23 protein-coding genes are annotated in these 23,525 nt (G+C 72.2%); 12 read left to right on the top strand and 11 right to left on the bottom strand.

The genetic code is table 11. The features are described from left to right. Positions 1-6: 6 nt before the first annotated feature. Entirely contained in the window at positions 7-492 is a 486-nt protein-coding gene (locus tag BJ971_RS05435) for a DUF3093 domain-containing protein (RefSeq protein ID WP_184990382.1), read from the top strand. On the opposite strand, the gene BJ971_RS05430 is transcribed toward BJ971_RS05435, so the two are convergent. Together BJ971_RS05430 and BJ971_RS05425 are read right to left on the bottom strand one after the other, a co-directional pair. Next, a complete protein-coding gene (locus tag BJ971_RS05430) occupies positions 482-1,330 on the bottom strand; it encodes a hypothetical protein (RefSeq protein ID WP_221478738.1) in 849 nt (282 codons plus the stop codon). The genes BJ971_RS05435 and BJ971_RS05430 overlap by 11 nt on opposite strands. 161 nt (positions 1,331-1,491) lie before the next feature. Beyond that, positions 1,492-1,788, bottom strand: a complete 297-nt coding sequence (locus BJ971_RS05425) for a DUF4193 domain-containing protein (protein WP_023561654.1) — start codon at positions 1,786-1,788, stop codon at positions 1,492-1,494. Positions 1,789-2,177: 389 nt separating this feature from the next. On the opposite strand from BJ971_RS05425, the gene BJ971_RS05420 reads away from it, so the two are divergent. After that, positions 2,178-2,714: a LytR C-terminal domain-containing protein gene (locus BJ971_RS05420; protein ID WP_184990380.1), complete on the top strand. Its 537-nt coding sequence runs from the start codon at positions 2,178-2,180 to the stop codon at positions 2,712-2,714. A gap of 4 nt (positions 2,715-2,718) precedes the next feature. Here BJ971_RS05420 and BJ971_RS05415 read toward each other — a convergent pair whose 3' ends face one another. Continuing rightward, positions 2,719-3,537 carry an inositol monophosphatase family protein gene (locus BJ971_RS05415; protein ID WP_184990378.1) on the bottom strand — a complete coding sequence of 273 codons (819 nt, stop codon included), beginning with the start codon at positions 3,535-3,537 and terminating at the stop codon, positions 2,719-2,721. 272 nt (positions 3,538-3,809) lie between these two features. Here BJ971_RS05415 and BJ971_RS05410 point away from each other — a divergent pair, with 272 nt between their 5' ends. Both BJ971_RS05410 and BJ971_RS05405 read left to right on the top strand, forming a co-directional pair. Continuing rightward, complete coding sequence (locus BJ971_RS05410) at positions 3,810-5,381, top strand: RNA polymerase sigma factor (RefSeq protein WP_311772739.1); 1,572 nt, start codon at positions 3,810-3,812, stop codon at positions 5,379-5,381. A 290-nt stretch (positions 5,382-5,671) separates the two neighbouring features. Continuing rightward, positions 5,672-5,911, top strand: a complete 240-nt coding sequence (locus tag BJ971_RS05405) for a DUF7455 domain-containing protein (protein WP_184998659.1) — start codon at positions 5,672-5,674, stop codon at positions 5,909-5,911. A gap of 62 nt (positions 5,912-5,973) precedes the next feature. Here the strand turns inward: BJ971_RS05405 and BJ971_RS05400 are convergent, their stop codons facing one another. From BJ971_RS05400 to BJ971_RS05390, 3 genes are all read right to left on the bottom strand, one after another. After that, positions 5,974-7,695, bottom strand: coding sequence for a DEAD/DEAH box helicase (locus BJ971_RS05400; RefSeq protein ID WP_184990376.1), 1,722 nt, complete (start codon positions 7,693-7,695; stop codon positions 5,974-5,976). 91 nt (positions 7,696-7,786) lie between these two features. Next, positions 7,787-8,401, bottom strand: coding sequence for a trimeric intracellular cation channel family protein (locus tag BJ971_RS05395; RefSeq protein WP_184990374.1), 615 nt, complete (start codon positions 8,399-8,401; stop codon positions 7,787-7,789). Between the two features lie 16 nt (positions 8,402-8,417). Next, positions 8,418-8,636 carry a DUF3039 domain-containing protein gene (locus tag BJ971_RS05390; protein WP_184955574.1) on the bottom strand — a complete coding sequence of 73 codons (219 nt, stop codon included), beginning with the start codon at positions 8,634-8,636 and terminating at the stop codon, positions 8,418-8,420. A gap of 183 nt (positions 8,637-8,819) precedes the next feature. On the opposite strand from BJ971_RS05390, the gene BJ971_RS05385 reads away from it, so the two are divergent. Beyond that, on the top strand, positions 8,820-9,767 hold the full coding sequence (locus BJ971_RS05385; protein ID WP_184998658.1) for a pseudouridine-5'-phosphate glycosidase: 948 nt from the start codon (positions 8,820-8,822) through the stop codon (positions 9,765-9,767). After that, entirely contained in the window at positions 9,764-10,651 is an 888-nt protein-coding gene (locus BJ971_RS05380; protein WP_184990372.1) for a carbohydrate kinase family protein, read from the top strand. Before BJ971_RS05385 ends, BJ971_RS05380 begins: the two co-directional genes overlap by 4 nt. Before the next feature lie 54 nt (positions 10,652-10,705). On the opposite strand, the gene BJ971_RS05375 is transcribed toward BJ971_RS05380, so the two are convergent. Continuing rightward, on the bottom strand, positions 10,706-11,056 hold the full coding sequence (locus tag BJ971_RS05375) for a DUF3099 domain-containing protein (RefSeq protein ID WP_184990370.1): 351 nt from the start codon (positions 11,054-11,056) through the stop codon (positions 10,706-10,708). 105 nt (positions 11,057-11,161) lie between these two features. Between BJ971_RS05375 and BJ971_RS05370 the strand changes: the two genes are divergently transcribed. After that, on the top strand, positions 11,162-13,525 hold the full coding sequence (locus BJ971_RS05370; protein ID WP_239087911.1) for a putative bifunctional diguanylate cyclase/phosphodiesterase: 2,364 nt from the start codon (positions 11,162-11,164) through the stop codon (positions 13,523-13,525). Positions 13,526-13,534: 9 nt separating this feature from the next. Here the strand turns inward: BJ971_RS05370 and BJ971_RS05365 are convergent, their stop codons facing one another. After that, positions 13,535-14,110 carry an HhH-GPD-type base excision DNA repair protein gene (locus BJ971_RS05365; RefSeq protein ID WP_184990366.1) on the bottom strand — a complete coding sequence of 192 codons (576 nt, stop codon included), beginning with the start codon at positions 14,108-14,110 and terminating at the stop codon, positions 13,535-13,537. 75 nt (positions 14,111-14,185) lie between these two features. Here BJ971_RS05365 and BJ971_RS05360 point away from each other — a divergent pair, with 75 nt between their 5' ends. Together BJ971_RS05360 and dtd are read left to right on the top strand one after the other, a co-directional pair. Then, positions 14,186-15,019 carry a phosphotransferase gene (locus BJ971_RS05360; protein ID WP_275411421.1) on the top strand — a complete coding sequence of 278 codons (834 nt, stop codon included), beginning with the start codon at positions 14,186-14,188 and terminating at the stop codon, positions 15,017-15,019. Beyond that, the gene (gene dtd, locus BJ971_RS05355) at positions 15,007-15,429 is read left to right on the top strand and encodes a D-aminoacyl-tRNA deacylase (RefSeq protein ID WP_184990364.1); all 423 of its coding nucleotides are present in this window, start codon (positions 15,007-15,009) and stop codon (positions 15,427-15,429) included. Before BJ971_RS05360 ends, dtd begins: the two co-directional genes overlap by 13 nt. 58 nt (positions 15,430-15,487) lie before the next feature. On the opposite strand, the gene BJ971_RS05350 is transcribed toward dtd, so the two are convergent. Next, positions 15,488-16,273 (bottom strand): sporulation protein, encoded by a 786-nt coding sequence (locus tag BJ971_RS05350; protein ID WP_184990362.1) that lies wholly within the window; start codon positions 16,271-16,273, stop codon positions 15,488-15,490. 313 nt (positions 16,274-16,586) lie between these two features. Here BJ971_RS05350 and sigB point away from each other — a divergent pair, with 313 nt between their 5' ends. Together sigB and BJ971_RS05340 are read left to right on the top strand one after the other, a co-directional pair. After that, positions 16,587-17,543, top strand: coding sequence for an RNA polymerase sigma factor SigB (gene sigB / locus BJ971_RS05345; protein WP_184998657.1), 957 nt, complete (start codon positions 16,587-16,589; stop codon positions 17,541-17,543). Between the two features lie 447 nt (positions 17,544-17,990). Then, positions 17,991-18,344 (top strand): YrdB family protein, encoded by a 354-nt coding sequence (locus BJ971_RS05340; protein ID WP_184990360.1) that lies wholly within the window; start codon positions 17,991-17,993, stop codon positions 18,342-18,344. 548 nt (positions 18,345-18,892) lie between these two features. Here the strand turns inward: BJ971_RS05340 and BJ971_RS05335 are convergent. Continuing rightward, complete coding sequence (locus BJ971_RS05335; RefSeq protein ID WP_184990358.1) at positions 18,893-21,439, bottom strand: bifunctional acetate--CoA ligase family protein/GNAT family N-acetyltransferase; 2,547 nt, start codon at positions 21,437-21,439, stop codon at positions 18,893-18,895. Between the two features lie 12 nt (positions 21,440-21,451). Further along, positions 21,452-22,633, bottom strand: coding sequence for an acetoin utilization protein AcuC (locus BJ971_RS05330; RefSeq protein ID WP_184998656.1), 1,182 nt, complete (start codon positions 22,631-22,633; stop codon positions 21,452-21,454). A 166-nt stretch (positions 22,634-22,799) separates the two neighbouring features. Here BJ971_RS05330 and BJ971_RS05325 point away from each other — a divergent pair, with 166 nt between their 5' ends. Then, positions 22,800-23,501, top strand: a complete 702-nt coding sequence (locus BJ971_RS05325) for an iron-dependent transcriptional repressor DtxR (RefSeq protein ID WP_275411414.1) — start codon at positions 22,800-22,802, stop codon at positions 23,499-23,501. Positions 23,502-23,525: the final 24 nt, after the last annotated feature.

Here is a 23,525-nt window from a genome sequence, read left to right as displayed (position 1 = left end):
ACCAGGGTGACAGCAGAGCCCTCCGCACGCACCACCGCGCCCGCCCGCCCGGTGTACGCCGAGCGCCTGCGCATCCCGTGGTTCGCGTGGGTGGCCGGGCCCGCCGTGGCCGCGCTGCTCGCCGCCGAGATCTGGCTGGGCGGCACCGGGCTGCGCGCCTGGGTGCCGTTCGCGGTCCTGCTGCCGGTGTCACTGCTGCTGCTGTGGCGCACGGACCGGATCCGGGTCGCGGTGACGGCGACGGAGTTCCAGGTCGACGACGCGCGGCTGCCGCTGGACGTGATCGCCGACGTCGTGCCGCTGGACGCGGACGGCAAGCGCGAGGTGCTCGGCGTCGGCTCGCACCCGCTGGCGTTCGTCGTGCAGCGCCCATGGATCAAGGGCGCGGTGCAGGTGCTGCTCGACGACCCGGCCGACCCGACGCCGTTCTGGGTGGTCAGCACCCGGCACCCGGTCGAGCTGGCGACCGCCCTGCTGCGGCCTAGGAGCTGATCTCCGGGACCCCGGCGTCGATGACCGCCGGGCCCTTGCGGCGCAGGTCCTTGATCATCTGCTCGCCCAGGCGCAGGGTCGCGCGCCGGTTCAGATAGCTCGCCACGGCCGCGCCCGTGAGCAACGGTCCCAGCGTGGTCAGATTGCGCCCGAAGCGGCGCAGCAGCGTGCCCTGGAGCTCCCGGCGGGCCGTGGTGCCGAGCACCGTGGCGACGCCGATGCCGGGCACGAACGGGTTGACGCCGCGCTGGCCGGCCCAGGACTGGATGAGCGCCGAGGCGCGCTGAACGGCGCTGCCGGCGACCGGCCTGCCGTACACCTCGTGCAGCTCGCCGACGAGCTTGAGCTCGATGCCGACCACGGCGACGGTCTCCGCGGCCAGCAGGACCGGCACGGAGAGCAGGGTCGGTGTCGCGGCCCACTCCAGGGACGCCACGCCGCCGCCGGCCGCGCCGACCCCGGCCGCGGCGAGTGCCGCGTTACGCACCAGGCGCTCGGCGAGCGCGTCGCCCTCCAGGCCGTCGTAGTGGCGGCGCAGGGTGGCCAGGTCGCGGACCGGCACGTGCGGCGCTATGTCGGCGACCGCCTCGGTCATCCAGCGCATGGCGGAACCGGGCCGGAACAGCTGGCCCAGCCCGCGCCGGCGGACGTCGCCGACGAGCCTCGCGAGCAGGTGCCGGCGCTTGGCCGGCTCGAGGTCGCCGGCGGACAGCGCGGCAACGGTGGCGCCGATGCCGGAGCCGGCCTCGGCGCCGTCGGCCGCCTCGGCGGGATCGACCTTGACGAGCTCACGCCCCGGATCCGCGGACTGTGCCGAGTCGTCATCTGGGCGGCTCATCGTCGACCTCCCGCATCCACTGTCGGATCTTTCGCGTACCCCTGGTCAGGGTCCGATACCCAGTCAAGGCTGCCCGCCAAACGGGCACCGGAGGGTATCGGGGGTCGTTGCTTGACCCGGCCGTCGGCGACGGCCGGGGGTCCTGCTCGCGAGCGCGCCGGTCAGGCGCACTCGCGGCAGATCAGTTCCCCGTTGCGTTCGACCGCGAGCTGGCTGCGGTGATGCACGAGGAAACAGCGGGCGCAGCGGAACTCGTCGGTCTGCATCGGCAGCACCTTGACGGTCAGTTCCTCGTCGGCCAGGTCGGCACCGGGGAGCTCAAAGCTCTCCGCCACCTCGACCTCGTCGACGTCCACTGCGCCCGACTGCGAGTCGGCGCGGCGGGCCTTGAGCTCCTCGAGGCTGTCCTCGCCGAGGTCGACCTCGTCGCGACGCGGAGCGTCGTAGTCGGTGGCCATCGGTTTTCACTCTCCTGTATCGATGTGTCACTTGGCGTAAGTAACGCCCGCGACGACGTTTCGGTTCCCGGTTCCGGCGGACTTTTCTCCCGGCCCTGGTCGGCTGGGAGAAATCCGTCCGCCGAGGTGCCCCATCCCCCTCGATGAAACTGCCCCGGCAAACGCGGCACCATACCGCCCCCGTGCGTGGCTTGTACGCGCGCGGGCGGCCAATTGTTCCCGATGTGACTGAGGCGACATCAAAGTAGGGGTATGAGCGCGTGGATCATCGTCGGCGCGCCGGGAGCATTCCCTCTTTCCGCAGGCTTGGCGGACAGACGCTAACCTCACCGCATACCCCGTCCGGTACTGGACGGTGGCCGATCGAGCTGACCCCGGGAGCCGGTTCCATGAGCTTTGCCCGCGTCCGAGCACTCGTCGTGGTCGGCGTGCTCGCCGTGGCCGCGGTGATCTTCGTAGTCGTGGCCCTGGTCCGCGACACGCAGGGCGACGCCGTCGTCGGCGGTGGCTGCCCCGACGGCTCGGTCATGGCCAACGTGACCCTGCCGGACGACCCCGAGCAGGTCACCGTCAAGGTCTTCAACGGCACGGACACGGCGGGGCTGGCCGACAGCGTCACCAACGAGTTCAAGAACCGGCGGTTCAAGGCGCAGAAGCCGGCCGAGAACAAGAAGAAGGTCGACGGCGTCGCGGTCATGCGGTACGGCCCCGAGGCGGTCGGCTCGGCGTGGCTGCTGCGGGCGTACTTCCTGAACCAGGCCGACGTGCAGTACGACGCCAAGCGCAAGGGCGCGATCGTCGACATCGTGGTCGGCAGCGACTTCCAGCAGCTCGCCACCACCACCGAGGTCAACCAGTCGCTGGTCGAGCTCGGCGAGCCCGAGCTGCCGGTCGGCGCGTGCGTCGCGCCCAAGAAGAACTCCTGAGGGCTCACGGGCCGCCGGCGGCGTCCAGCTCGACGAGCGCGTCGTGCAGGGCGTCGAACAGCGCCGGCGGGGCCGCCACGAGCATGTCCCCGCCCGCGGCGGCGCCGCCGAGTCCGGAGACCCGCAGGCCCGCCTCCGCGGCGACCAGGCCGCCCGCGGCGTGGTCCCACGGGTTCAGCCCCTTCTCGAAGTACGCGTCGACGCCGCCCTCCGCCGCCAGGCAGAGGTCGATCGCGGCCGCGCCGAGGCGGCGGATGTCACGCACCCGGGTGATCAACCCGGCCAGCACCGCGCCCTGGTGAGCGCGCCGGGCCGGGTCGTAGCCGAACCCGGTGGCGACCAGCGCCTGGTCCAGGCCGGTACGCACCGAGCCGCTCAGCCGCCGGCCGTCGCGCCAGGCGCCGCCGCCGAGGGTGGCCGTCCACTCCTCGCCGGTCGCCGCGTTGCGCACCACGCCGGCCACCACGACGCCGTCCACCTCGGCGGCGAGCGAGACCGCGTACTGGGGCAGGCCGTAGAGGTAGTTCACGGTGCCGTCGATGGGGTCCAGGATCCACCGGACGGCGCCGGCGGAGTCGGAGGCGCCGTACTCCTCGCCGAGCACGCCGTCGCCCGGGCGCTCGGCCGCCAGCGCGTCGACCACCTGCCGCTCGACCGCGCGATCGGCCGCCGTCACCACGTCGGTGTCGGTGCTCTTGGTCCGCACGTCGGTGATCGCCTCGGCGCGCATCCGCCGGGCGGTGCCGGCCGCCTCCCGCGCGATCCGCACGGCGATCTCGAGCAACGCGTCCGGCGTCGATGCCCCGGATTCCACAGCCACCATGACCGTCCTCTCAGCCGATATCATTCTCCCGACAGGTACCTACATCGAGCCCGGCGACCCCCTCGGGAGCACCCGCGGCGTGCCGGTGGCGTGCTGCGGCGGGAGGATCTCGCCGGACGGCGCTACAATTCACCCCTGCCCACGCTTCACGGACAGCCGCCAGCGGGCCAGTCCGCGTCCCGAGGGCTCCCACACCACACCGGCCAGCCTCGTTCCGCCGCGCGCTGCGCTGGGCACACGGCCGTGTTTCATCGCCCTCCGGAAGGTCATTCGTGACAGAAGCCCACCAGACCGGTGCCGACGTTCGCTCTCTCACCGAGGCCCTGATCGCCCATGCTCAGGGTGCGGGCGGGCAGATCACGTCAGCCGAGGTCGTGCAGACGGTCGAGTCCGCCGAGGTGACGCCGGCCCAGGCCAAGAAGATCCTCCGTGCCCTCGTGGACGCGGGAGTCACGGTCGTCGTCGACGGATCGGCGAGCACCCGCCGCCGGGTCTCCGCCGCGCGCGCCGCGACGCCCGCCTCCAAGGCCACCACGGCCAAGGCGACCCGGCCTCCGGCGGCGAAGAAGGCCGCACCGGCGCCCAAGCAGGCCGCCGCCGACGGCGACGCGCCCGCGGCGCCGACGGCCGCCAAGAAGGCCGCGCCCGCCAAGAAGGCCGCCGCTCCGCGCAAGGCCGCCGCCGGCGCCGCCAAGGCCGCACCGGCGAAGGCCGCGAAGCCCGGCGAGGCACCCGCCGAGGGCGAGGAGATCGACCCCGAGGAGCTCGCCGCCGCGATCGAGGACGTCGTCGTGGAGGAGCCGGCCGCCATGGTCCAGGCCGCCGCGACCGACGCCGCCGCGACCGCGACCGACGGCGACTTCGAGTGGGACGACGAGGAGTCGGAGGCGCTCAAGCAGGCGCGCCGCGACGCCGAGCTGACCGCGTCCGCCGACTCGGTGCGCGCCTACCTGAAGCAGATCGGCAAGGTTCCGCTGCTGAACGCGGAGCAGGAGGTCGAGCTCGCCAAGCGGATCGAGGCCGGGCTCTACGCGGCCGAGCGGCTGCGGGCCTGCGACGACGGCGAGGAGAAGCTCGACCGTAACTTCGAGCGCGACCTGCGCTGGATCGGCCGTGACGGCGAGCGGGCGAAGAACCACCTGCTCGAGGCCAACCTGCGACTCGTCGTCTCGCTGGCCAAGCGCTATACCGGCCGCGGCATGGCGTTCCTGGACCTGATCCAGGAGGGCAACCTGGGCCTGATCCGCGCCGTCGAGAAGTTCGACTACACCAAGGGCTACAAGTTCTCCACGTACGCCACCTGGTGGATCCGCCAGGCCATCACCCGCGCCATGGCCGACCAGGCCCGCACCATCCGCATCCCGGTGCACATGGTGGAGGTCATCAACAAGCTCGGCCGCATACAGCGTGAGCTGCTCCAGGACCTGGGCCGCGAGCCCACTCCGGAAGAGCTGGCCAAGGAGATGGACATCACTCCGGAGAAGGTTCTGGAGATCCAGCAGTACGCCCGGGAGCCCATCTCGCTGGACCAGACCATCGGCGACGAGGGTGACAGCCAGCTCGGCGACTTCATCGAGGACTCCGAGGCGGTCGTCGCGGTCGACGCGGTCTCGTTCTCGCTGCTCCAGGACCAGCTACAGCAGGTGCTGCAGACGCTCTCCGAGCGCGAGGCCGGCGTGGTCCGGCTGCGCTTCGGCCTGACCGACGGCCAGCCGCGCACGCTGGACGAGATCGGCCAGGTCTACGGCGTCACCCGCGAGCGCATCCGGCAGATCGAGTCGAAGACGATGTCCAAGCTGCGGCACCCGTCGCGGTCGCAGGTTCTTCGCGATTACCTGGACTGAGAGGTTCGTTGCGGGCACGGACACCTTGATCAATACTGGAAGGCGGGCCCTCCAGTCAACCGTCCGTGCCTGTTTGGTCACCAGCCGTACATCGTTCGGTGGTGAACAGACCGTAGTGCAGAAGTGATCGTTGACGTGGCACCCTTGGAGCACGGCACACTAGCCCAACCACGTGTGACTTGGGTCCCCCCGGGGCACTGTGGGAAGGCTGCAACGGCCAGAGGTGTTGCACGATGGGTGAGCAGTAGCCGAGGAACATGTTCATCGGTGACGACCAGAGGAGGAAGGCGATGACCCCGACTCTCACGCCGCCGGCGGGAACGGTGGCCGGACCAGCAGCCGATGAACGGTGCGACCGCTGCAATGCAGCCGGAAAGCTCCGTTTGACCCTGGCTGGTGGCAGCGAGCTGGTGTTCTGCGGACACCACGCCAACAGGTACGCCGAGGACCTGGTGAAGATCACGGTTCAGTACGTGGCGGACCCTGAGTTCGTTTGGCGCGGCGCGGACATGATGTCTAACTCCAACTAACCCCTCAGCAACCGAAAGGGGCGTTCCGCATGGGACGCCCCTTTTTTGTGTCCCCGGCCGGGTCAGAACGTCTGGATGGTGGCGATGCGCTCCTCGAGCTGCTCGATCGTCGCCTGAGCGCTCGGCGGGCCGCCGCAGAGGCGGCGGAGCTCGGCGTGGATCTTTCCGTGCGGCAGGTCGGTCCGGTGGTGGTGCGCCGCCACGAGCGTGTTCAGCCGGCGGCGGAGGCTGTTGCGGCGCTCGCCCGCGCTCAGCGTGGCCACCGGCTCGGGATCGGCCGAAACCGGCTCAGCGGCCTTCTGCCGCTTCTGGGCGGCCATCTGCTCACTCTGCCGCCGGTTGAGCAGAACGGCGACCTGGTCGGGCGTCAGGAGGCCCGGAAGGCCCAGGTATTCCTCCTCCTCGGGCGTGCCGGTGCGGGCACCCGTGCCGAACGACGTGCCGTCGAAGATCACCTGGTCCAGCTCGGCCGTCGCCGACAGGGCCTCGAAACGCTTCTCGAGGTCGCCCTCGGCGTCCTCCGCGCGCTGTGCGCGCTCGAGCAGGTCGTCGTCGAGGCCGTCCGGGTCCTTCCGCGCGCCGAGGATGTGGTCGCGCTCGGCCTCCATCTCGCTGGCCAGACCCAGCAGGTGCGGCACGCTCGGCACGAACACCGTCGCCGTCTCGCCGGTGCGCCGGGCGCGGACGAACCGGCCGATCGCCTGCGCGAAGTAGAGCGGGGTCGAGGCGCTCGTCGCGTAGACGCCGACGGCCAGGCGGGGGATGTCGACGCCCTCCGAGACCATCCGGACCGCGACCATCCAGCGCTGCTCGGACTGCGCGAACGAGGCGATCCGCGACGAGGCGCCCTGGTCGTCGGAGAGGACCACCACGGCCGGCTCGCCGCTGATCTCGCTGATCAGCTTCGCGTACGCCCGGGCGGTCTGCTGGTCGCTCGCGATGACCAGGCCGCCCGCGTCGGGGATGCCGTCCTCGCGCAGCCGGGAGAGCCGCGCGTCGGCCGCCCTGAGCACCTGCGGCATCCAGTCGCCACGGTGGTCGAGGGCGGTGCGCCAGGCCTGCGCGACCAGGTCCTTGGTCATCGGCTCGCCGAGGCGGGCCGCGAGCTCGTCGCCCGCGCTGGTGCGCCACCGGGTCTCGCCGGAGTAGGCCAGGAAGATGACCGGGCGCACGACGCCGTCGCGCAGCGCGTCGGAGTAGCCGTAGACCGAGTCGGAGCGAGAGCGCTGGAGGCCGTCGCTGCCGCGCTCGTAGGCGACGAACGGGATCGGGTTGTCGTCGGAGCGGAACGGGGTGCCGGTGAGCATCAGCCGGCGCTCGGCCTCCTCGAAGGCCGACTTCACGCCGTCGCCCCAGGTGCGCGAGTCGCCGGCGTGGTGGATCTCGTCGAGGATGACCATCGTCGGGCGGGTCATGGTGCGCCGCCGGTGCACCGCCGGCGCCATGCCCACCTGCGCGTACGTCAGCACGGCGCCGTGGAAGTCGCGGGACGAGTGCACGTCGGAGTTGCGGAACGACGGGTCCAGCTGGATGCCGACCCGGGCCGCCGCCTGCGCCCACTGCGTCTTCAGGTGCTCGGTCGGGCAGACCACCGTGACCGCCTCGACCGTGCCGTCGGCGAGCAGCTCCGCCGCGATCCGCAGCGCGAACGTGGTCTTGCCGGCGCCGGGGGTCGCGACCGCCATGAAGTCGGGGCTGCGCCGGCGCAGGTATTCGACGAGTGCCTTGCGCTGCCAGGCACGCAGCGCCGGGAAGGTCTCCAGGTTCGGCAGAGGCGGACTCAAGCTGCGACGATCCTCTCCACTCACACAAATGCCCCCGCGCAACAGCCGCAGAGGCGGGACCCAGCATAGCGGCGGGCTACGACATCCGCGGCTACGGAGCCGCGACCGGCGCCGACCACCGCCGGTACAGCGCGAGCAGGCGTACGCCCGTCATGGCGGCCGCCGCGATCGCCAGCGGGACGCGTCCGGCCAGGTCAAGCCAGGTCAGACCGGTGACGACGGCCGCGCCGCCGAGGGCGACCACCGCGTAGATGTCGCGCTGGAGCACGACCGGGATCTCGCCGGTGAGCAGGTCGCGGGCGAGACCACCGCCGATGGCTGTGAGCATCCCCACCAGGCAGGAGCCGACCGGCGGCACCCCGGCGTCGAGGGCCTTCAGGGTGCCGGTGACGGTGAACAGGCCCAGTCCGGCCGCGTCGAGCAGCAGGACGGCGCGCCGCAGCCGGTTGAACTGCGGGTGCAGGTAGAAGACCGCCACCGACACGAACACGGCCGTGACGGGATAACGCCAGTCGGAGAAGGCCAGCGGCGGCACCGAGCCGATCACGAGATCGCGCAGAATGCCGCCGCCGAGCGCCGCCACGAAGCCGACGAAGCCCACGCCGAAGAGGTCGAGGCGCTTCGCGACGGCGGCGCTGGCGCCGGAGGCCGCGAAGGCCGCCACCCCGATCAGGTCCGCGGCCAGCAGGCTGTAGCTGCCGGTCATCGGGCCACCCGGGTGGTCAGTGCTTCATCGACTCGTAGATCTCCTTGCACTGCGGGCACACGGGAGAGCCCGGCTTCGGTGACTTGGTCACGGGGAACTTCTCCCCGCACAGAGCGACCACGAAGGTGCCCATGACGGCACTCTCGGCGATCTTCTCCTTGCGCACGTAGTGGAACATCTCGGGACCGGTGTCTGCGTCCTTGGTCTCCGGACGCTCCAGAATCTGCGTGCTCACGGCATCTGCCCTTCATCTGTCTCAAGACTGTGCCCAACAAAGCTGGGGTCGACCCGCGTGCCCCCCGGTCAGCGCGGAAGAAGCTTCAACCCACAAGTCTGACACCTCTCGCCTGGTCGGTCCAACGACAACGGATCGGCACGGCACCGTACCGTTGCAATCGTGACCGATTCCACGCGGCAGATGGGCCGCTTCGCCATCCGTTACGGCGACCACGTGACCCGGGCGCGCCGCGACCGCCGTCCGGTGGTGGCGCTGGAGAGCACGATCGTCTCGCATGGCCTGCCCCGGCCGGACAACCTGCGGGTGGCCCGGGAGATCGAACAAACCGTACGCGACAACGGCGCCGTTCCCGCCACCATCGGGATGATCGGCGGCGAGCTGATCGTCGGCCTCGAGGACCCGCAGATCGAGCAGCTGGCCGGCGCCGACGGTGTGGCCAAGCTCTCCGTCCGCGATCTCGCCGTCGCGGCGGCGACCGGCGTCGACGGCGCGACCACCGTCGCCGCCACCAGCGCCGTGGCGGCGGCGGCCGGCATCGGCGTCTTCGCCACCGGCGGCCTCGGCGGCGTGCACCGCGACGCCGGCGCGACCTTCGACGAGTCGAACGACCTGACCACGCTGGCCCGTACCCCGATCGTCGTGGTCTGCGCCGGCGTCAAGTCGATCCTCGACGTCGGCGCGACGCTGGAGCGGCTGGAGACGCTCGGCGTCTCCGTCGCCGGCTACGGCACCCACCGCTTCCCGGGCTTCTTCGTCACCGACGGCGGCTTCGACGTCGACTGGCGGCTGGACTCGCCGGAGCAGGTCGCCGACGTGATCGCCGCCCGCGCGGACCAGGGCGTCGGCGCCGGCGCGCTGGTGCTCGGCAACCCGCTGCCCACCGACGAGCAGCTCGACCCGGAGGTGCACGACCGCGCGCTCGCCGAGGGCCTGGAGCTGCTGGCCCGCGACGGCATCAGCGGCAAGGCCGTCACGCCGTTCCTGCTGGCGCACTTCCACGGCAGCACGCACGGCCGGAGCCTGGAGGTCAACGTCCGGATCATCCTGCGCAACGCCGCCCTGGCCGCCCGGATCGCGGCGGCCGCGACCCCGGCGAGCGTCGCCCTCGGCTTCGCCCTGCCCGGATGACCGTCCTGGTCGTCGGCGACCTGGTGACCGACGTGCTGGTCACGCACGCCGGCAGCATCGCCGTTGGCTCGGACACCCCGGCGCGGATCACCGTCGGCGGGGGCGGGCAGGCGGCGAACACGGCCGCCTGGCTCGCCCGGGCCGGCGCCGGCGTGACGCTCGTCGCCGCGGTCGGCGGCGACCACGCCGGCCGGGAGCGGATCTCCGAGCTGGTCGCGGTCGGGGTCCGCTGCACGGTGCGCGCGCACCCGGGCACGGTGACCGGCAGCGTCGTCGTGCTGAGCTCGGCGCACGAGCGCACGATGATCACCGACCGGGGCGCGGCGCTGCTGCTGGACCCGGCGGACGTCACGGCGGCGGTCAAGGCCGCGCCCGGCGCGACCCACCTGCACCTCTCCGGCTATCCGCTGCTGCACGCCGGCTCGCGGCCCGCCGGCCGGGCCGCGCTGGCCGCGGCCGCCGAACGCGGCCTGACCACAAGCGTCGACGTGGCCTCCGCCGAACCGCTGCGGCAGCTGGGTGCCCCGGCCTTCCTCGACCTGGTACGCGGTACGGACCTGCTGCTGTGCAACTCCGACGAGGCTGAGGTGCTCGCGGGCGCCGGTACCGCGCGGGAGCAGGCGGCGCAGCTGACCGCGTACGCCCGCAACGTGGTGGTCAAGCTCGGGTCGGACGGTGCCGTCTGGTGCACCCGGGACGGGGTGACGCGGTCGGTCGCGGCTGCCCGCGTACCGGTGCTGGATCCGACCGGTGCCGGCGACGCCTTCGCGGCCGGCCTGCTCACCGCGTGGTGTTCCGGCGCGGAGCCGGACGCCGCGCTGGCCGCCGGCACCGAGCTCGGCGCGGCGGCAGTGCAGACCCTCGGTGCGCGGCCGATCCTCTAGGGCTCGGCGTCTCCTCTAGGGCTCGGCGTTCTCCTCTAGGCTCGGCGTTCTCCTCTAGGGCTCGGCGTCGATGGTGCGGTGCTCGGTCTCCTCGGCGGACTCAGACGCCAGGACCCGTTGCGGGTTGACCGGCTGGGGCACCGCCGGGTTCGCCCTGCTCTTGGGCGGGCGGTCGTTGGCGATCAGCACCGCCGCCCAGGGCAGGAACACCATGCCGGCCGCGCAGAGGATCAACCAGAGCGGCAGCAGGGGCGGTTTCACGCTGATCAGGATCGCGCCCAGGATCAGGCAGCCGGCGCGCACGCTCATCATGCTCACGTAGCGGATCTGACGGCTGCGAAGCTGGTCGCTCTGGCTGCGGGCGGCGTTGGTGATCAACACCGGCCGTTCCGGCTGCTTCTTCACCTTGGCACTCCGATCGACCAGCCCATCCTCGCACTGCGCCCGCGACGCGACCACCGCCGCCCCGAACACCTTCAGAAACGGGCGGCGCAACCGATGGGGAATCCCGTGCGGGCGACGTTTCTGAGGTCGAACCGGCGACGCTGGTCGGGCGTCGCCCTCGTCATCGTGGTCGCGATACTCGGCGGCGCCGGCTCGTGCTACGCCACGCAGAACGCGCGCGGTGCCGAGCAGCGCTACGCGGCCCAGCGCATGGACCGCTACGCCGGCGACGTCACGCGGGCGATCACCAACGAGATCCAGCGCTACGACGACACACTCACGGACCTGTCCATCGCGCTGGGCGCGCAGACCGACCTGACCTCCGACGACATCACCTGGATCACCAACAAGGTCGGTAAGCGCGGCCTGCCCGGCGCCGCCTCGCTCGGATTCGTCGTCGGCACCCACGACAGCGGGGTCGCGGCCCTTGAGTCGTTCTGGCGGTCGCGCGGCGAGAAGGGCCTCAAGCTGCGGCCGGCACCCACCGGCGGCCAGCACGCCTTCGCGATCATCACCCGCTCGTACGGCGGCCTGCCCATCGAACCCGGCACGGACGTCTCCACCACGCCGGAGATCGCCGACACCCTGCGCGACGCCAAGCTGTACGGCTTCGCGGTCAGCCGGCCGCACGTGCTGCTCAAGGACCGCGCGCTGCCCGCGGCCCAGCAGCAGCCCTCGTTCCTGTTCGCCGTGCCGGTATTCCACATGGGCGGCGGCATCCGCGGCTGGATCACCATGGGTGTGCACGGCCGCGATCTGCTCACCGAGGCGCTGCGCAACCATGCGCACGGCGCGGTGACCGCCGACCTGGCCGACGCCGCCGACGGCTCCGCACAGGTCATCGCCGACGCCTCCGCGAGCGCGGCCGAGGACTACCCCGCCTCGCTCGACCGGGTCGTGCAGGTCACCGCCGGCCTGCGCACCTGGGAGCTGCGGGTGCGGCCGACCGATCGGCTGCTGGAGGAGACCGACCGCGGGTTCGTCCGGAACACGTTCGCCGTGTCGATCACGATCACCCTGCTGCTGACCCTGCTGATCGGCCTGCTCGCCGACGCCCGCAACCGGGCGATGAGCCGGGTCGACGCCGCGACCGCCGCGCTGCGCGGCGACATCGTGCGCCGCCAGGAGATCGAGACGCGGCTCCGCGAGCGCGAGCTCGAACTCGAACAGCTGGCCCTGCACGACTCGCTGACCGGCCTGGCCAACCGGGCCGGGCTGGACGCCGTCCTCGCCGACGTGGTCGGCGCCCGCACGGACATCGCCCTGCTGCTCATCGACCTGGACGACTTCAAGCTGGTCAACGACGCGTACGGGCACGCGGCCGGCGACACGATGCTGGCCGCGTTCGCGCAGATCCTGCTCGCCGGCGTGCGCGCCGAGGACGTGGCCGCCCGGATCGGCGGGGACGAGTTCGTCGTCCTGGTCACCGACGTGCCCGACGAGCCGAGCGCGGTCGCGGCCGCGCAGCGCATCCTCGCCACGGCCGCCGCCACCCCGGTCCGGCTCGGCGACGACACCGTCGCCGTGCGCGCCAGCGTCGGCGTGGCCACCGGCCGCGAAAGCGACACACCGAAGGAACTGCTCCGCCGCGCCGACGTCGCCATGTACCAGGCCAAGCACCTGGGCACGCACGGCGTACAGCTGCACGACCCATCGATGATCGACCGGCGCGCCGCGGACGCCCAGCTCTCCGACGACCTGGCCGGCGCGCTCGACCGCGGCGAACTGCACGTGCTCTACCAGCCGCTTGTCGACCTCGCGGGCAGCCGCCCGGTCGGCGTCGAGGCGCTGGTCCGCTGGCAGCACCCCCGGCTCGGCCCGGTGTCGCCGGCGCAGTTCATTCCGATCGCCGAGCGCAGCGGCACGATCACGAGCATCGGCCTGTTCGTGCTGGAGACGGCGTGCCGCCAGGTCGCCGGCTGGGACGGCCTCTACGTCAGCGTCAACCTGTCGCCGCGCCAGCTACAGGAGCCCACGCTGGTGCAGGACGTGCTCGACGTGCTGGCGCGTACCGGCCTGGCCCCGCACCGGCTGGTCCTGGAGATCACCGAGTCGGCGCTCGTCGACGAGAGCGCGGGCATCGCGATGCTGAGCGAGTTCCGCGCGCACGGCATCCGGGTGGCGATCGACGACTTCGGCACCGGCTACTCATCGCTGCACTACCTGACCCGGCTGCCGGTGGACATCCTCAAGATCGACCGCAGCTTCGTGGCCGAGCTGAACGGCACGCCCGAGGGCTCCGGCATCACCGAGGCCGTGCTGCGGCTCAGCCAGGTCCTGCACCTGACCACGGTCGCCGAGGGCATCGAGACGACCGAGCAGGCGGCGGAGCTTCAGACGCTGGGCTGCGGCATCGGTCAGGGCTACCTCTTCGCCCGGCCGCTGCCGCCGGCCGAGCTGCTCGAAATGCTGGTCACCACCGCGTCCTGACCACCGCGGTCAGGCCTTCGCCGCCCGCGCCTCGGCCTTCATCTGCTTCTTGTTCGCCCGGACCTTGTTCAGGGACTCGTCGTCGACGATGTCCGCGACCGACCGGTACGAGTCCGCCTCGCCGTATCCACCGGCCGCCTCGCGCCAGCCGGGCGGCTGCACGCCGTACTGCTTGCCCAGCAGCGCGACGAAGATCTGTGCCTTCTGCTTACCGAAGCCGGGCAGCGCGAAGATCCGCTTGTACAGCTCGGCGCCGGTGGGCACGTCCCGCCAGAGCGCGGCCGCCTCCCCGTCGTAGCGGTCGACAAGCACCCGGCAGACCTCCTGCACCCGCGCGGCCATGGCCTTCGGGAAGCGGTGCAGCGCCGGCGGCTTCGCGAAGATCGCGATCAGCTCGTCCGGGTCGAAGTCGGCGAGCTCCACCGCCGTCGGCTCGTGCCCGAGGCGCTGAGCGAGCACGTACGGCGAGGTGAACGCCTTCTCCATGGTGATCTGCTGATCCAGCGTCAGCCCGATCAGCACCGCCAGCGGGTCGCGGTCGAGGAGCGCGTTGGCCTCAGCGTCGATGGGCAGCGAGAACGTCATGACGCCATCTTGGCAGGTACGCATCCCCTCCGGCGACGCCTCCACCGCCCCGCCCGGCTCACGTATCGTCGGCAGGTGACCGCCCCGCCGTCCTCCCCCGGCCGTCCGCCCACCCCCGGCCCTGCGCCCGCCACCGGCTCTCCACCCGCCACCGGCCCCGCGCCCGCCACCGGCTCTCCGCTTGCCACCGGCCCCGCGCCCACCTCCGGCTCTCCGCTTGCCACCGGCCCTGCACCCACCGCCGGCTCTCCGCTCGCCACCGGCCCCGCGCCCACCGCCGGCTCTCCGCTTGCCTCCGGCCGGGAGGCTGACGTTTTCGCGCTCGATGAGGGGCGTGTGCTGCGCCGCTACCGGCGAGCGGCCGATGTGACGGCGGAGATCGCCGTGATGCGCCACGTCGCCGGCCTCGGCTACCCGGTACCCGCCGTGTACGAGGCCGGCGGCAGCGACATGATCATGGAACGCCTCGACGGCCCGACCATGGCCCAGGCCCTCGCCCGTGGCTCGCTGGGCATCGAGGAGGGCGCCGCGCACCTGGCCGGGCTGCTGCGCCGCCTGCACGAGCTGCCGCCCGGGCCCGGCGCGGCCCCCGTGCTGCACCTCGACCTGCACCCGGAGAATGTGCTGATGACGTCCCGCGGCCCTGTGGTGATCGACTGGTGCAACGCCCGGCCCGGCGAGCCCGACCTGGACACCGGCCTCACCGCGCTGATCCTGGCCCAGGTCGCCGTCGACGAGAGGCACGAGTGGTCCGACGGCGCCGGCCGGCTGCTGGCCGCGTTCCTGGCGGCCGCGCCCGGCCGGCCGGCCCGCCTGCTCGACCAGGTGGTCAGCTTCCGGGACCGGCAGCTGTCCGGCACCGAGCCGCTGAACGCCGCCGCGGAAAGGGTGCTCGCATGCGCGCGCTGATACAGACCGTCAGCAGGGCCAGCGTGACGGTCGGCGACGAGGTCGTCGGCAAGATCGAGGACGGGCTGCTGGTGCTGCTCGGCGTCACGCACGACGACACCGCCGAGATCGCCGCGAACCTGGCCCGCAAGGTCCATGAGCTGCGCATCCTCGACGGGGACGCCTCGGCCGCCGACACCGGCGCGCCGTTGCTCGTGGTCAGCCAGTTCACCCTCTACGGCGACGCCCGCAAGGGCCGCCGGCCCACCTGGTCCGCGGCCGCGCCGGCCGAGGTCGCCGAGCCGCTGGTCACCGCGTTCGCCGAGGCGCTGCGGTCACGCGGCGCCATGGTGGAGACCGGCCGGTTCCGGGCCCACATGCTCGTGGAGAGCGTGAACGTGGGCCCGCGAACCGTCTGGTTGGAGATCTAGCCGGGCGCTGTGCCTGCCAGCCCCGGGTCTGCCGGCGTTGGGCCTGCCGGCGTCGGGCCTAGAAGAAGCCGCGACGCTGCGCGGACTGCTGGAGCCAGCCGTTGAGCTGCGCGGTCCAGTCGGTCTGGTCGACGGTGTGGTAGTCCACGTCGAAGCGGCCGAACGCGTCGTGACCCTCGGTGAAGAGGCCGCCACGCTTGTCGATCTCCAGCACCACCTGCAGGTTGTGCGGAGTGGGGATGAACGTGACCTCGAGCTGGTTGATGCCGCTCGCGTACTGCGCCGGCGGATAGAACTCGATCTCCTGGTAGAACGGCAGCGTCTGCTGCACGCCGTACACCCTGCCCCGCTCCACATCGGCGCGGCTGAACCGGAAGCCCAGGCGCAGGAAAGCGTCCAGGATCCGCTCCTGTGCCGGCAGCGGGTGAACGGCCACCGCGTCCAGGTCGCTCTTGTCGACCGCCCGGGCCACCTCGAGCTCGGTACGCAGGCCCATCGTCATGCCGTGCAGGTGCTGCCCGTACACCTCGGTGATGGGGGTCTCCCACGGCACGTCGAAGCGGAACGGCACGTCGTGGCGGGCGCCGGCGTCCAGCTTGAAGGAGCCGGTCAGCCGCTGCCGGTGGAACTCCTGATCGGTGTTGTACTCGCTGTCGCCGCTCTCCACCTCGACCCGGGTCATCAGCCCGAGCGCGACGTACTCGATGTCGACGGAGTGGTCGCCGCCGATGACGTGCACCTGGCCTTCCAGGTAGCCCCCGGGGCGGCAGTTGGGGTTGGCGAGCACCGTTTCCACGGACGGGCCCCCCACGCCCATCGCCTGCATCATGCGCTTGAAGACCACGAAGACTCCTCCTAGATATGTTCCTGCCGCAGATTATCGGCCCTCGACAACGCATTCGGAATTACGTCTGCGTCAGTAAATGTCCCACCAATCCGGGCACCCTGTCGGGTTCACGACCTCAGGGTTCTCCCCGATTCATGCCACCTGGACGCTTGCCTCACCTCCGCTTAACGCGCCTGCCGCCAAGCTAGTGATCACCGGCACGAATGCGGCTGGGAATGCACGACTCGGGTGAACGCGGGGAGGGGACTGAAAGGTGGTCCTGCAGATGAAGGCGACGGAGTCCACGGCGGCGGTTGCTGCTGAGCACATCATGACCGACGGTGTCGAGCCCTTGGCTGACCTGGACGCCACCGACGAGCGCGGCGTATCGGCCGACCTCGTCCGGGCGTACCTGAACGGCATCGGCCGCACGCGTCTGCTCACCGCGGTCGAGGAGGTGACCCTCTCCAAGCGGATCGAGGCCGGCCTCTACGCACAGGAGAAGCTTTCCGAGGCGAGCGACGACCTGGCGCCGCTGCTACAGATCCTCATCACCGAGGGCCGCGCCGCGAAGAACCACCTGCTCGAGGCCAACCTGCGGCTGGTGGTCAGCATCGCGAAGCGCTACACGGGCCGCGGCATGGCGTTCCTGGACCTGATCCAGGAGGGCAACCTGGGCCTGATCCGCGCCGTCGAGAAGTTCGACTACACCAAGGGCTACAAGTTCTCCACGTACGCCACCTGGTGGATCCGCCAGGCCATCACCCGCGCCATGGCCGACCAGGCCCGCACCATCCGCATCCCGGTGCACATGGTCGAGCAGGTCAACCGCATGGTCCGGGCCCGCCGGGACCTCGCCACCACGCTGGGCCGCGAGCCGAGCGTCGCCGAGATCGCCAAGGCGATGGGCGTGCCGGAGTTCCAGGTCATCGAGCTCATCTCCTACGACCGCGAGCCGGTCAGCCTGGACCAGGCGGTCGGCGAGGACGGCGAGAGCGCCCTCGGCGACTTCGTCGCGGCGGTCGACCCCCGCGGCGAGCCCGGCGACACCGTCGGCCGCGGCGAACTGCGCAGCGAGGTCGAGATCGTGCTCGCCACCCTCTCGGAGCGCGAGTCCGCGGTGATCCGCCTCCGCTTCGGCCTGGACGACGGCCGCCAGCGCACCCTGGACGAGGTCGGCCGCGAGTTCGGCCTGAGCCGCGAGCGAATCCGCCAGATCGAGAAGGTCACGATGTCCAAGCTGCGCGACCCGCAGCGCGCGTCCCGCCTGGAGGCATACGCCAGCTGACACCCACCCGAACGCAGAGGCCGGTCGCAAAGCGACCGGCCTTCGCCATGTCCCGCCCCCCGTAACCACACCCAGCCCCGACCACGACCCCCAAACCTGGTCACCAACTCATGCCCGGCCACCACCGCAAGGCCCCGCCGCCAACTCACGCCCGGCCGCCACCGCACGGTCCCGCCGCCACCCCCGGCCAGCAGCCACCGCAAGGCCGGGCGGCCAAATCATGGCCCACCGCCACCGCACAGCCCTGCCGCCAACTCACAGCCGGCAGCTACCGCGTGGGCCTGATCGCCAACTCGCGGCCTGGCTTCTCTTGCTGGTCCCATGTCGACTGCGCCAAGATTCGGATGATGCCGGGCTGCCGCCCGGAGGGACCAAACGGTGCGCCACCGGCCGGCCTGCGCCCGGCCCCGGCGTGTTTGCCGATGTGATCGGCTTCCGGGAGGCGAGATGAGAACCGCCAACCTGCTGCTGCGGTTCGTGCTCGAGGTTTGCGCCCTTGCCGCCCTGTCCTATGGCGGCTGGCAGGCGCCGGGTCCGGTCTGGGTGCGGCTGCTGCTGGCGATCGCGCTGCCGCTCGCCGCCGCCACCATCTGGGCACAGTGGGTGGCGCCCAAGGCCCGCACGCCGATCCCGGACCCGCTCCGGCTCGTGCCCGAGTGGGTGGTCTTCGGTGGAGCCACGATCGCGCTCGTGGTGACCGAACACCCTGTACCCGCGGCACTGCTGGCGATCCTGGCCGCGCTGAACCGCCTCGCCCTGCACCTGCTGGGCACCACCACGGGCGGCCAGCCCGCAGTCTGACCAGACCCTCCACGCGGCGATCCGATCCAGGGCTGAGCCCAGCCATCCGCGGTCCTGATGACCTTGAGGCGTCCACCACCATCGCGGAGGTCGGGGAAGCGCCGGCTCCGCACCTCACCCCCCAACCTGTAGTGCGCCGTCGGCCCGGCCGAGGACATCGTCCGCCACCATCGGGGAGGTCGGTGAGGGCGACAGACCACACGGGCCTGTGCGGCAGAGGCGGTCGCATTCCCAAACACCCACGCACTCCCCCGATACTCCTCCGAACCAAACCTCAGCCCACGCCCGCCGAGGCCACAGGCAGCCGGCGGAGGCAGGGCTTGGCCGGAGGCCGAACCGGGCCGGGCAGAACCGGGCAAGGTCAGGTCAGGTCAGGTCGGGCCAGACCGGGCCGAGCCGAGCCGAGCCAGACCGAGCCGAGCCAGACCGAGCCGGGCCAGACCGAGCCGGGCCAGACCGGGCCGGGCCAGACCGGGCCGGGCCAGACCGGGCCGGGCCAACCCAAACCAAACCATCCCAAAGCCCGAACCAACCGGAAGCCGGGCTGGTCAGGTGTTTTGGAGGCGGCGGGGGCCGGTGTCTGGGCGGGCGCCTGCCTCGCCCATTTCGATCGAGGCGTGCAGGATTGTGAGGCCGTCGGGGCGGGACAGGACCGGGTTCAGGGAGAGGGCGCGGACGTGGGGGTGTTCGTCGGCTAGGCGGCCCACGCGGAGTAGGAGGTCGATCAGGGCGGCGCGGTCGACTGGTTCCGAGCCGCGGTAGCCGTGTAGTAGGGGCGCTGCGCGGGGCTCGTCGACCAAGGCCGCGGCGGCGCGGTCGGTGAGGGGGGCCGCGCGCCAGGCGAGGTCGCCTAGCAGTTCGCTGGCTACGCCGCTGAGGCCGAAGCCGATTACCGGGCCGAACGCCGGGTCCTCGACGACCTCGATCGTGCAGGCGACGCCGGGCGGGACCATCGACTGGACCAGCAGGGGTTGGCCGAAGGCCGTCACCAGTTCCTGGTGTGCGGCGCGCAGGTCGTCCTCGTCGGCGAGGGCCAGGCGGACCGCGCCGAGGTCGAGGCGGTGTCGTAGGGCGCCGCCTGCCGCCTTCAGGGCGACCGGGTAGCCGAGGTCGGTGGCGGCGGCCAGGGCCTCGTCGAGGGACGCGGCGGAGCGTGACGGCTGGACCCGGATGCCGTATGCCTCTAGCAGGGCCGAAGGCGGGCCTTCCAGTTCGTGTGCCGACGGGTCCACTCCGGACAGGGGCGGGAGCACGCCCGGTGGGTGGCGTAGCCAGTCCGCGTAGCCGACCACGCGGGACAGGGCGCGGACGGCCTCCTCCACCGACGGGTATGCCGGGACGCCGGGTGGGAGGCGGCCCAGCAGGAAGGTCGCCACGGTCGGCTTCTCCCCCGCCAGCGCGACGCTGCCCAGCGCGGCGGCGAAGTCGGCGTCCTCGTCCGGGAGTTGGCCGGGCAGGGGCGGCGCGAAGACCACGACCAGGGCGTCGACGCGGTCGTCGACGGCGGCGTCGGCGAGGGCGTCGGCGAAGTCGTGTGCGCCCGCCTGTGGGCTGATGTCGCACGGGTAGCCCTCGGCGACGGTCAGGCCGGTGGCGTGGCAGGCGGCGATGGCCAGGCCGGAGAGCGCCGACGAGTTTCCGACGACCGCCACCCGCCGGCCGGCCGGCAGCGGCTGGTGCGCCAGCAGGAGGCCCACGTCGAAGAGTTCGGCGACGGTGTCGACGCGGATGACGCCGGAGCGGGCGAACAGGGCCGTCACCGCCCTGGTGTCGGGGCCGGGCAGGTCGCCGGCGAGCCCCGCCGGGCGGCTCGCCGAGGCGACCGCGACGACGGGCTTGACCCGGCTCATCCGGCGGGCGAGCCGGGCGAACTTGCGCGGGTTGCCGAACGTCTCGAGGTAGAGCAGGACCGCGTCGGTGCCGGGGTCGTCCTGCCAGTACTGGAGCAGGTCGTTGCCCGAGACGTCCGCGCGGTTGCCCGCCGACACGAAGCTGGACAGGCCGAGGCCGCGCCGGTCCGCCTCGGCCAGCAGGGCGACGCCGAGCGCGCCGGACTGGCTGAAGAAACCCACTCGGCCCGCCGCCGGCAGCCTCGGCGCGAGCGTGGCGTTCAGCCGCACGGTGGGGTCGGTGTTGGCGATGCCAAGGCAGTTGGGGCCGACCACGCGCAGGCCTGCCCCGTGTGCCGCGTCGAGCAGCGCGCGCTGGGCGAGCGCGCCCTGCTCGCCCGCCTCGGCGAAGCCGGCGGAGACGACGACGAGGCCGCCCGCGCCCGCCGCCGCCGCGTCCGCCACCGCGTCGGCTACGCCCTCCGGCGGGACGGCGATGATCGCCAGGTCGACCGGGGTGCCGGCCGCGGCCGCCGAGCGGTGTGCGGTAAGCCCCGCCACCCGGTCGGCGCTGCGGTGCACCGGGATGATGTCGCCGGTGTAGCCGCCGTCGCGCAGGTGGCCCAGCATCGCCGCGCCGATGCCCTGGCCGCTGGCGCTCGCGCCGTAGACGGCGACGGCGCGCGGGTGCAGCAGGCGGGAGATGGACTTCGCCTCGGTCCGCTGCTCGCGGCTCTCCTGCACCTCCCGGGACTTCTCCGTGGGGGCGATCGGGAACTCGAGGTGCACGACCCCGTCGGCGTATTGGCGCTGGATCTGGTAGCCGAAGTCGCTGAAGACGCGGAGCATCCCGGCGTTCTGCGGCAGGACCTCGGCGACGAAGCGGGTGATGCCGCACTCCTGTGCCGCGTCGGCGAGGTGCTCGAGCAGCACCGACCCGATGCCGCGGCCCTGGTGCGCGTCCTCGACGACGAAGGCGACCTCTGCCTCGGGGGAATCGGGGCCGAGCCGCTCGTAGCGGCCGACGCCCATGATGCGCGGGCCGCTGACGATGACGAAGGCCTCGCGGTCGCGGTGGTCGACGTTGACGAAGCGGGCGAGATCGCGCTCCGGAATGCGGGGATAGGGCGAGAAGTAGCGCAGGTAGCGGGTGCGGTCGCTCATCCGCGAGTGGAGCTCCACGATGGCCGGTGCGTCGTCGGGGTGTATCGGGCGCAGTTGCACGGCGCTGCCGTCGGAGAGCAGCACGTCCGCCTCTCTGGTCACCGCGATCCCCTCTCAGTCCCGGGCATCATGCGGGTCCAGCCCGTGCAGCGGGAAGACCGCCATGCGGGTCGCCATGATGGCCTTGTCGACCGGGTCCGCGGTGGTGCCCGGCTCCCAGTGCTCGACCGGCGGCTCGATGCCGTCGGTCAGGGTGGCCGGGATCTCGGTGCCGGGGCGGCGCTCGGCGGCGAGCTTGCGCCAGGCCGGCGGCGTCTGCGTGCCGGGGTCCAGCGGCGCGCCGGTGGCCACCGCCAGCAGGTGGGTCCAGGCCCGGGGCACGACCTCGACCAGCGCGTATCCGCCGCCGCCTGTCGCCACCCAGCGGCCGTCGCAGAGCTCGTCGGCGAGCCCGCGCAGCGCGATGTATGCGGCGCGCTGGCCGTCGACGGAGAGCCGAAGGTCGGCGAGGGGGTCGAGGCGGTGCGCGTCGGCGCCGCACTGGGTGACGAGGATCTGCGGCGCGAAGGCGCGCAGCACCGAGGGCACGACCGCCCGGAACGCACGCAGCCAGCCGGCGTCGCCGGTGCCGGGCGGCAGCGCGACGTTTACCGAGGTGCCCTCGGCACCGGCGCCGCCGCACTCCTCGGGGAAGCCCGTGCCGGGGAAGAGCGTGAGCGGCGACTCGTGCAGGCTGACGGTCAGCACCCGGGGATCGTCGTAGAACGCCGCCTGCACGCCGTCGCCGTGATGGACATCGATGTCGACGTAGGCCACCCGCCGCGCGCCGAGGTCGAGCAGGCGCGCGATCGCGACCGCCGGGTCGTTGTAGACGCAGAAGCCGGAGGCGCGGGCCGCCATCGCGTGATGCAGCCCACCGGAGACGTTGACGGCGCGGGTGGCGGCGCCGCTCCAGACCGCCTCGGCGGCGGCCAGCGTGGCGCCGCAGATCCGGGCGCTCGCCTCGTGCATGCCGTCGAAGACGGGGTTGTCCGGGGTGTTGAGGCCCCAGCCGCGGAAGAACGGATCGTTCGGTGCGAGCCGGACCGCATCCAGGTAGTCGGCCCGGTGTATGCGGGTCAGCGCCGCGTCGCCGGCCGGCTCCGGCACCACAAGGCGCACGCCGGGCCGGTCAAGAACGCCGAGCTCGCGGGCGAGCGCCATGGTCAGCTCGACCCGCACGGGGTTCATCGGGTGATCGCCCATGTCGTAGGAGAGCAGGGCCTTGTCCCACACCACCGCCGTCGACTCCGCCATGACGGTCATGCTGCCATGGTGGGCCGACATTTTCGGCCGGGTGCCGGTCTCACCCCTCGCACCTACCGGACGACTGTCACCCGGGTCCGGTAGGGTCACTTGACCCACCTCGTCGGCGCGAAGTCAACCCCCGGCTGCGAGGTAATATCGCTGCTGGGAGGGCCGCATTGTGAATGATCTCGTCGACACCACCGAGATGTACCTGCGCACGATCCTCGAGCTCGAGGAGGAGGGCGTTCCGCCCCTGCGCGCCAGGATCGCCGAGCGCCTGCACCAGAGTGGCCCCACCGTCAGCCAGACCGTCGCCCGGATGGAGCGGGACGGCCTGCTCACGGTCGAGAACGACCGGCACCTGCTGCTCACCGAGGAGGGCCGGGTGGCCGCCGTCGCGGTGATGCGCAAGCACCGGCTCGCCGAGCTGCTGCTGGTCAACGTCATCGGCATGCCCTACGAGGAGGCGCACGAGGAGGCCTGCCGGTGGGAGCACGTGATGAGCGACTCGGTCGAGCGCAAGGTCTACGAGCTTCTCAACAGGCCGACCCGGTCGCCCTACGGCAACCCGATTCCCGGCCTCGAGGTGCTCGGCCTCCCGTCCGACGAGCCGATCAGCACCAGCTCCACTGTGATCAATTCGGGTGAGCGCAACCTCGCGTTCCCCGGCCTGAGCGGCAGCGTGGTCGTCCGGCGGATCTGCGAGAGCGTGCAGACCAACGCGGGCGTGCTGCGGCAGCTGCACGCGGCGGGCATCGACCCGGGCGCGACCGTCACGGTGGCGCAGGAGCGCGACGGCGTGACGATCGACCGCTCCGGCGACAAGATCCGGCTGCCGCGCGAGGTCGCGTCACGGGTGTTCGTCGACGCCCGCTGAGAACGGCACCCGCCGATGCGGGCG

Origin of the sequence: Amorphoplanes digitatis (genome assembly GCF_014205335.1) — a bacterium.
Classification (GTDB): domain Bacteria; phylum Actinomycetota; class Actinomycetes; order Mycobacteriales; family Micromonosporaceae; genus Actinoplanes; species Actinoplanes digitatus.
This window is presented reverse-complemented; position numbering and strand designations above follow the sequence as displayed.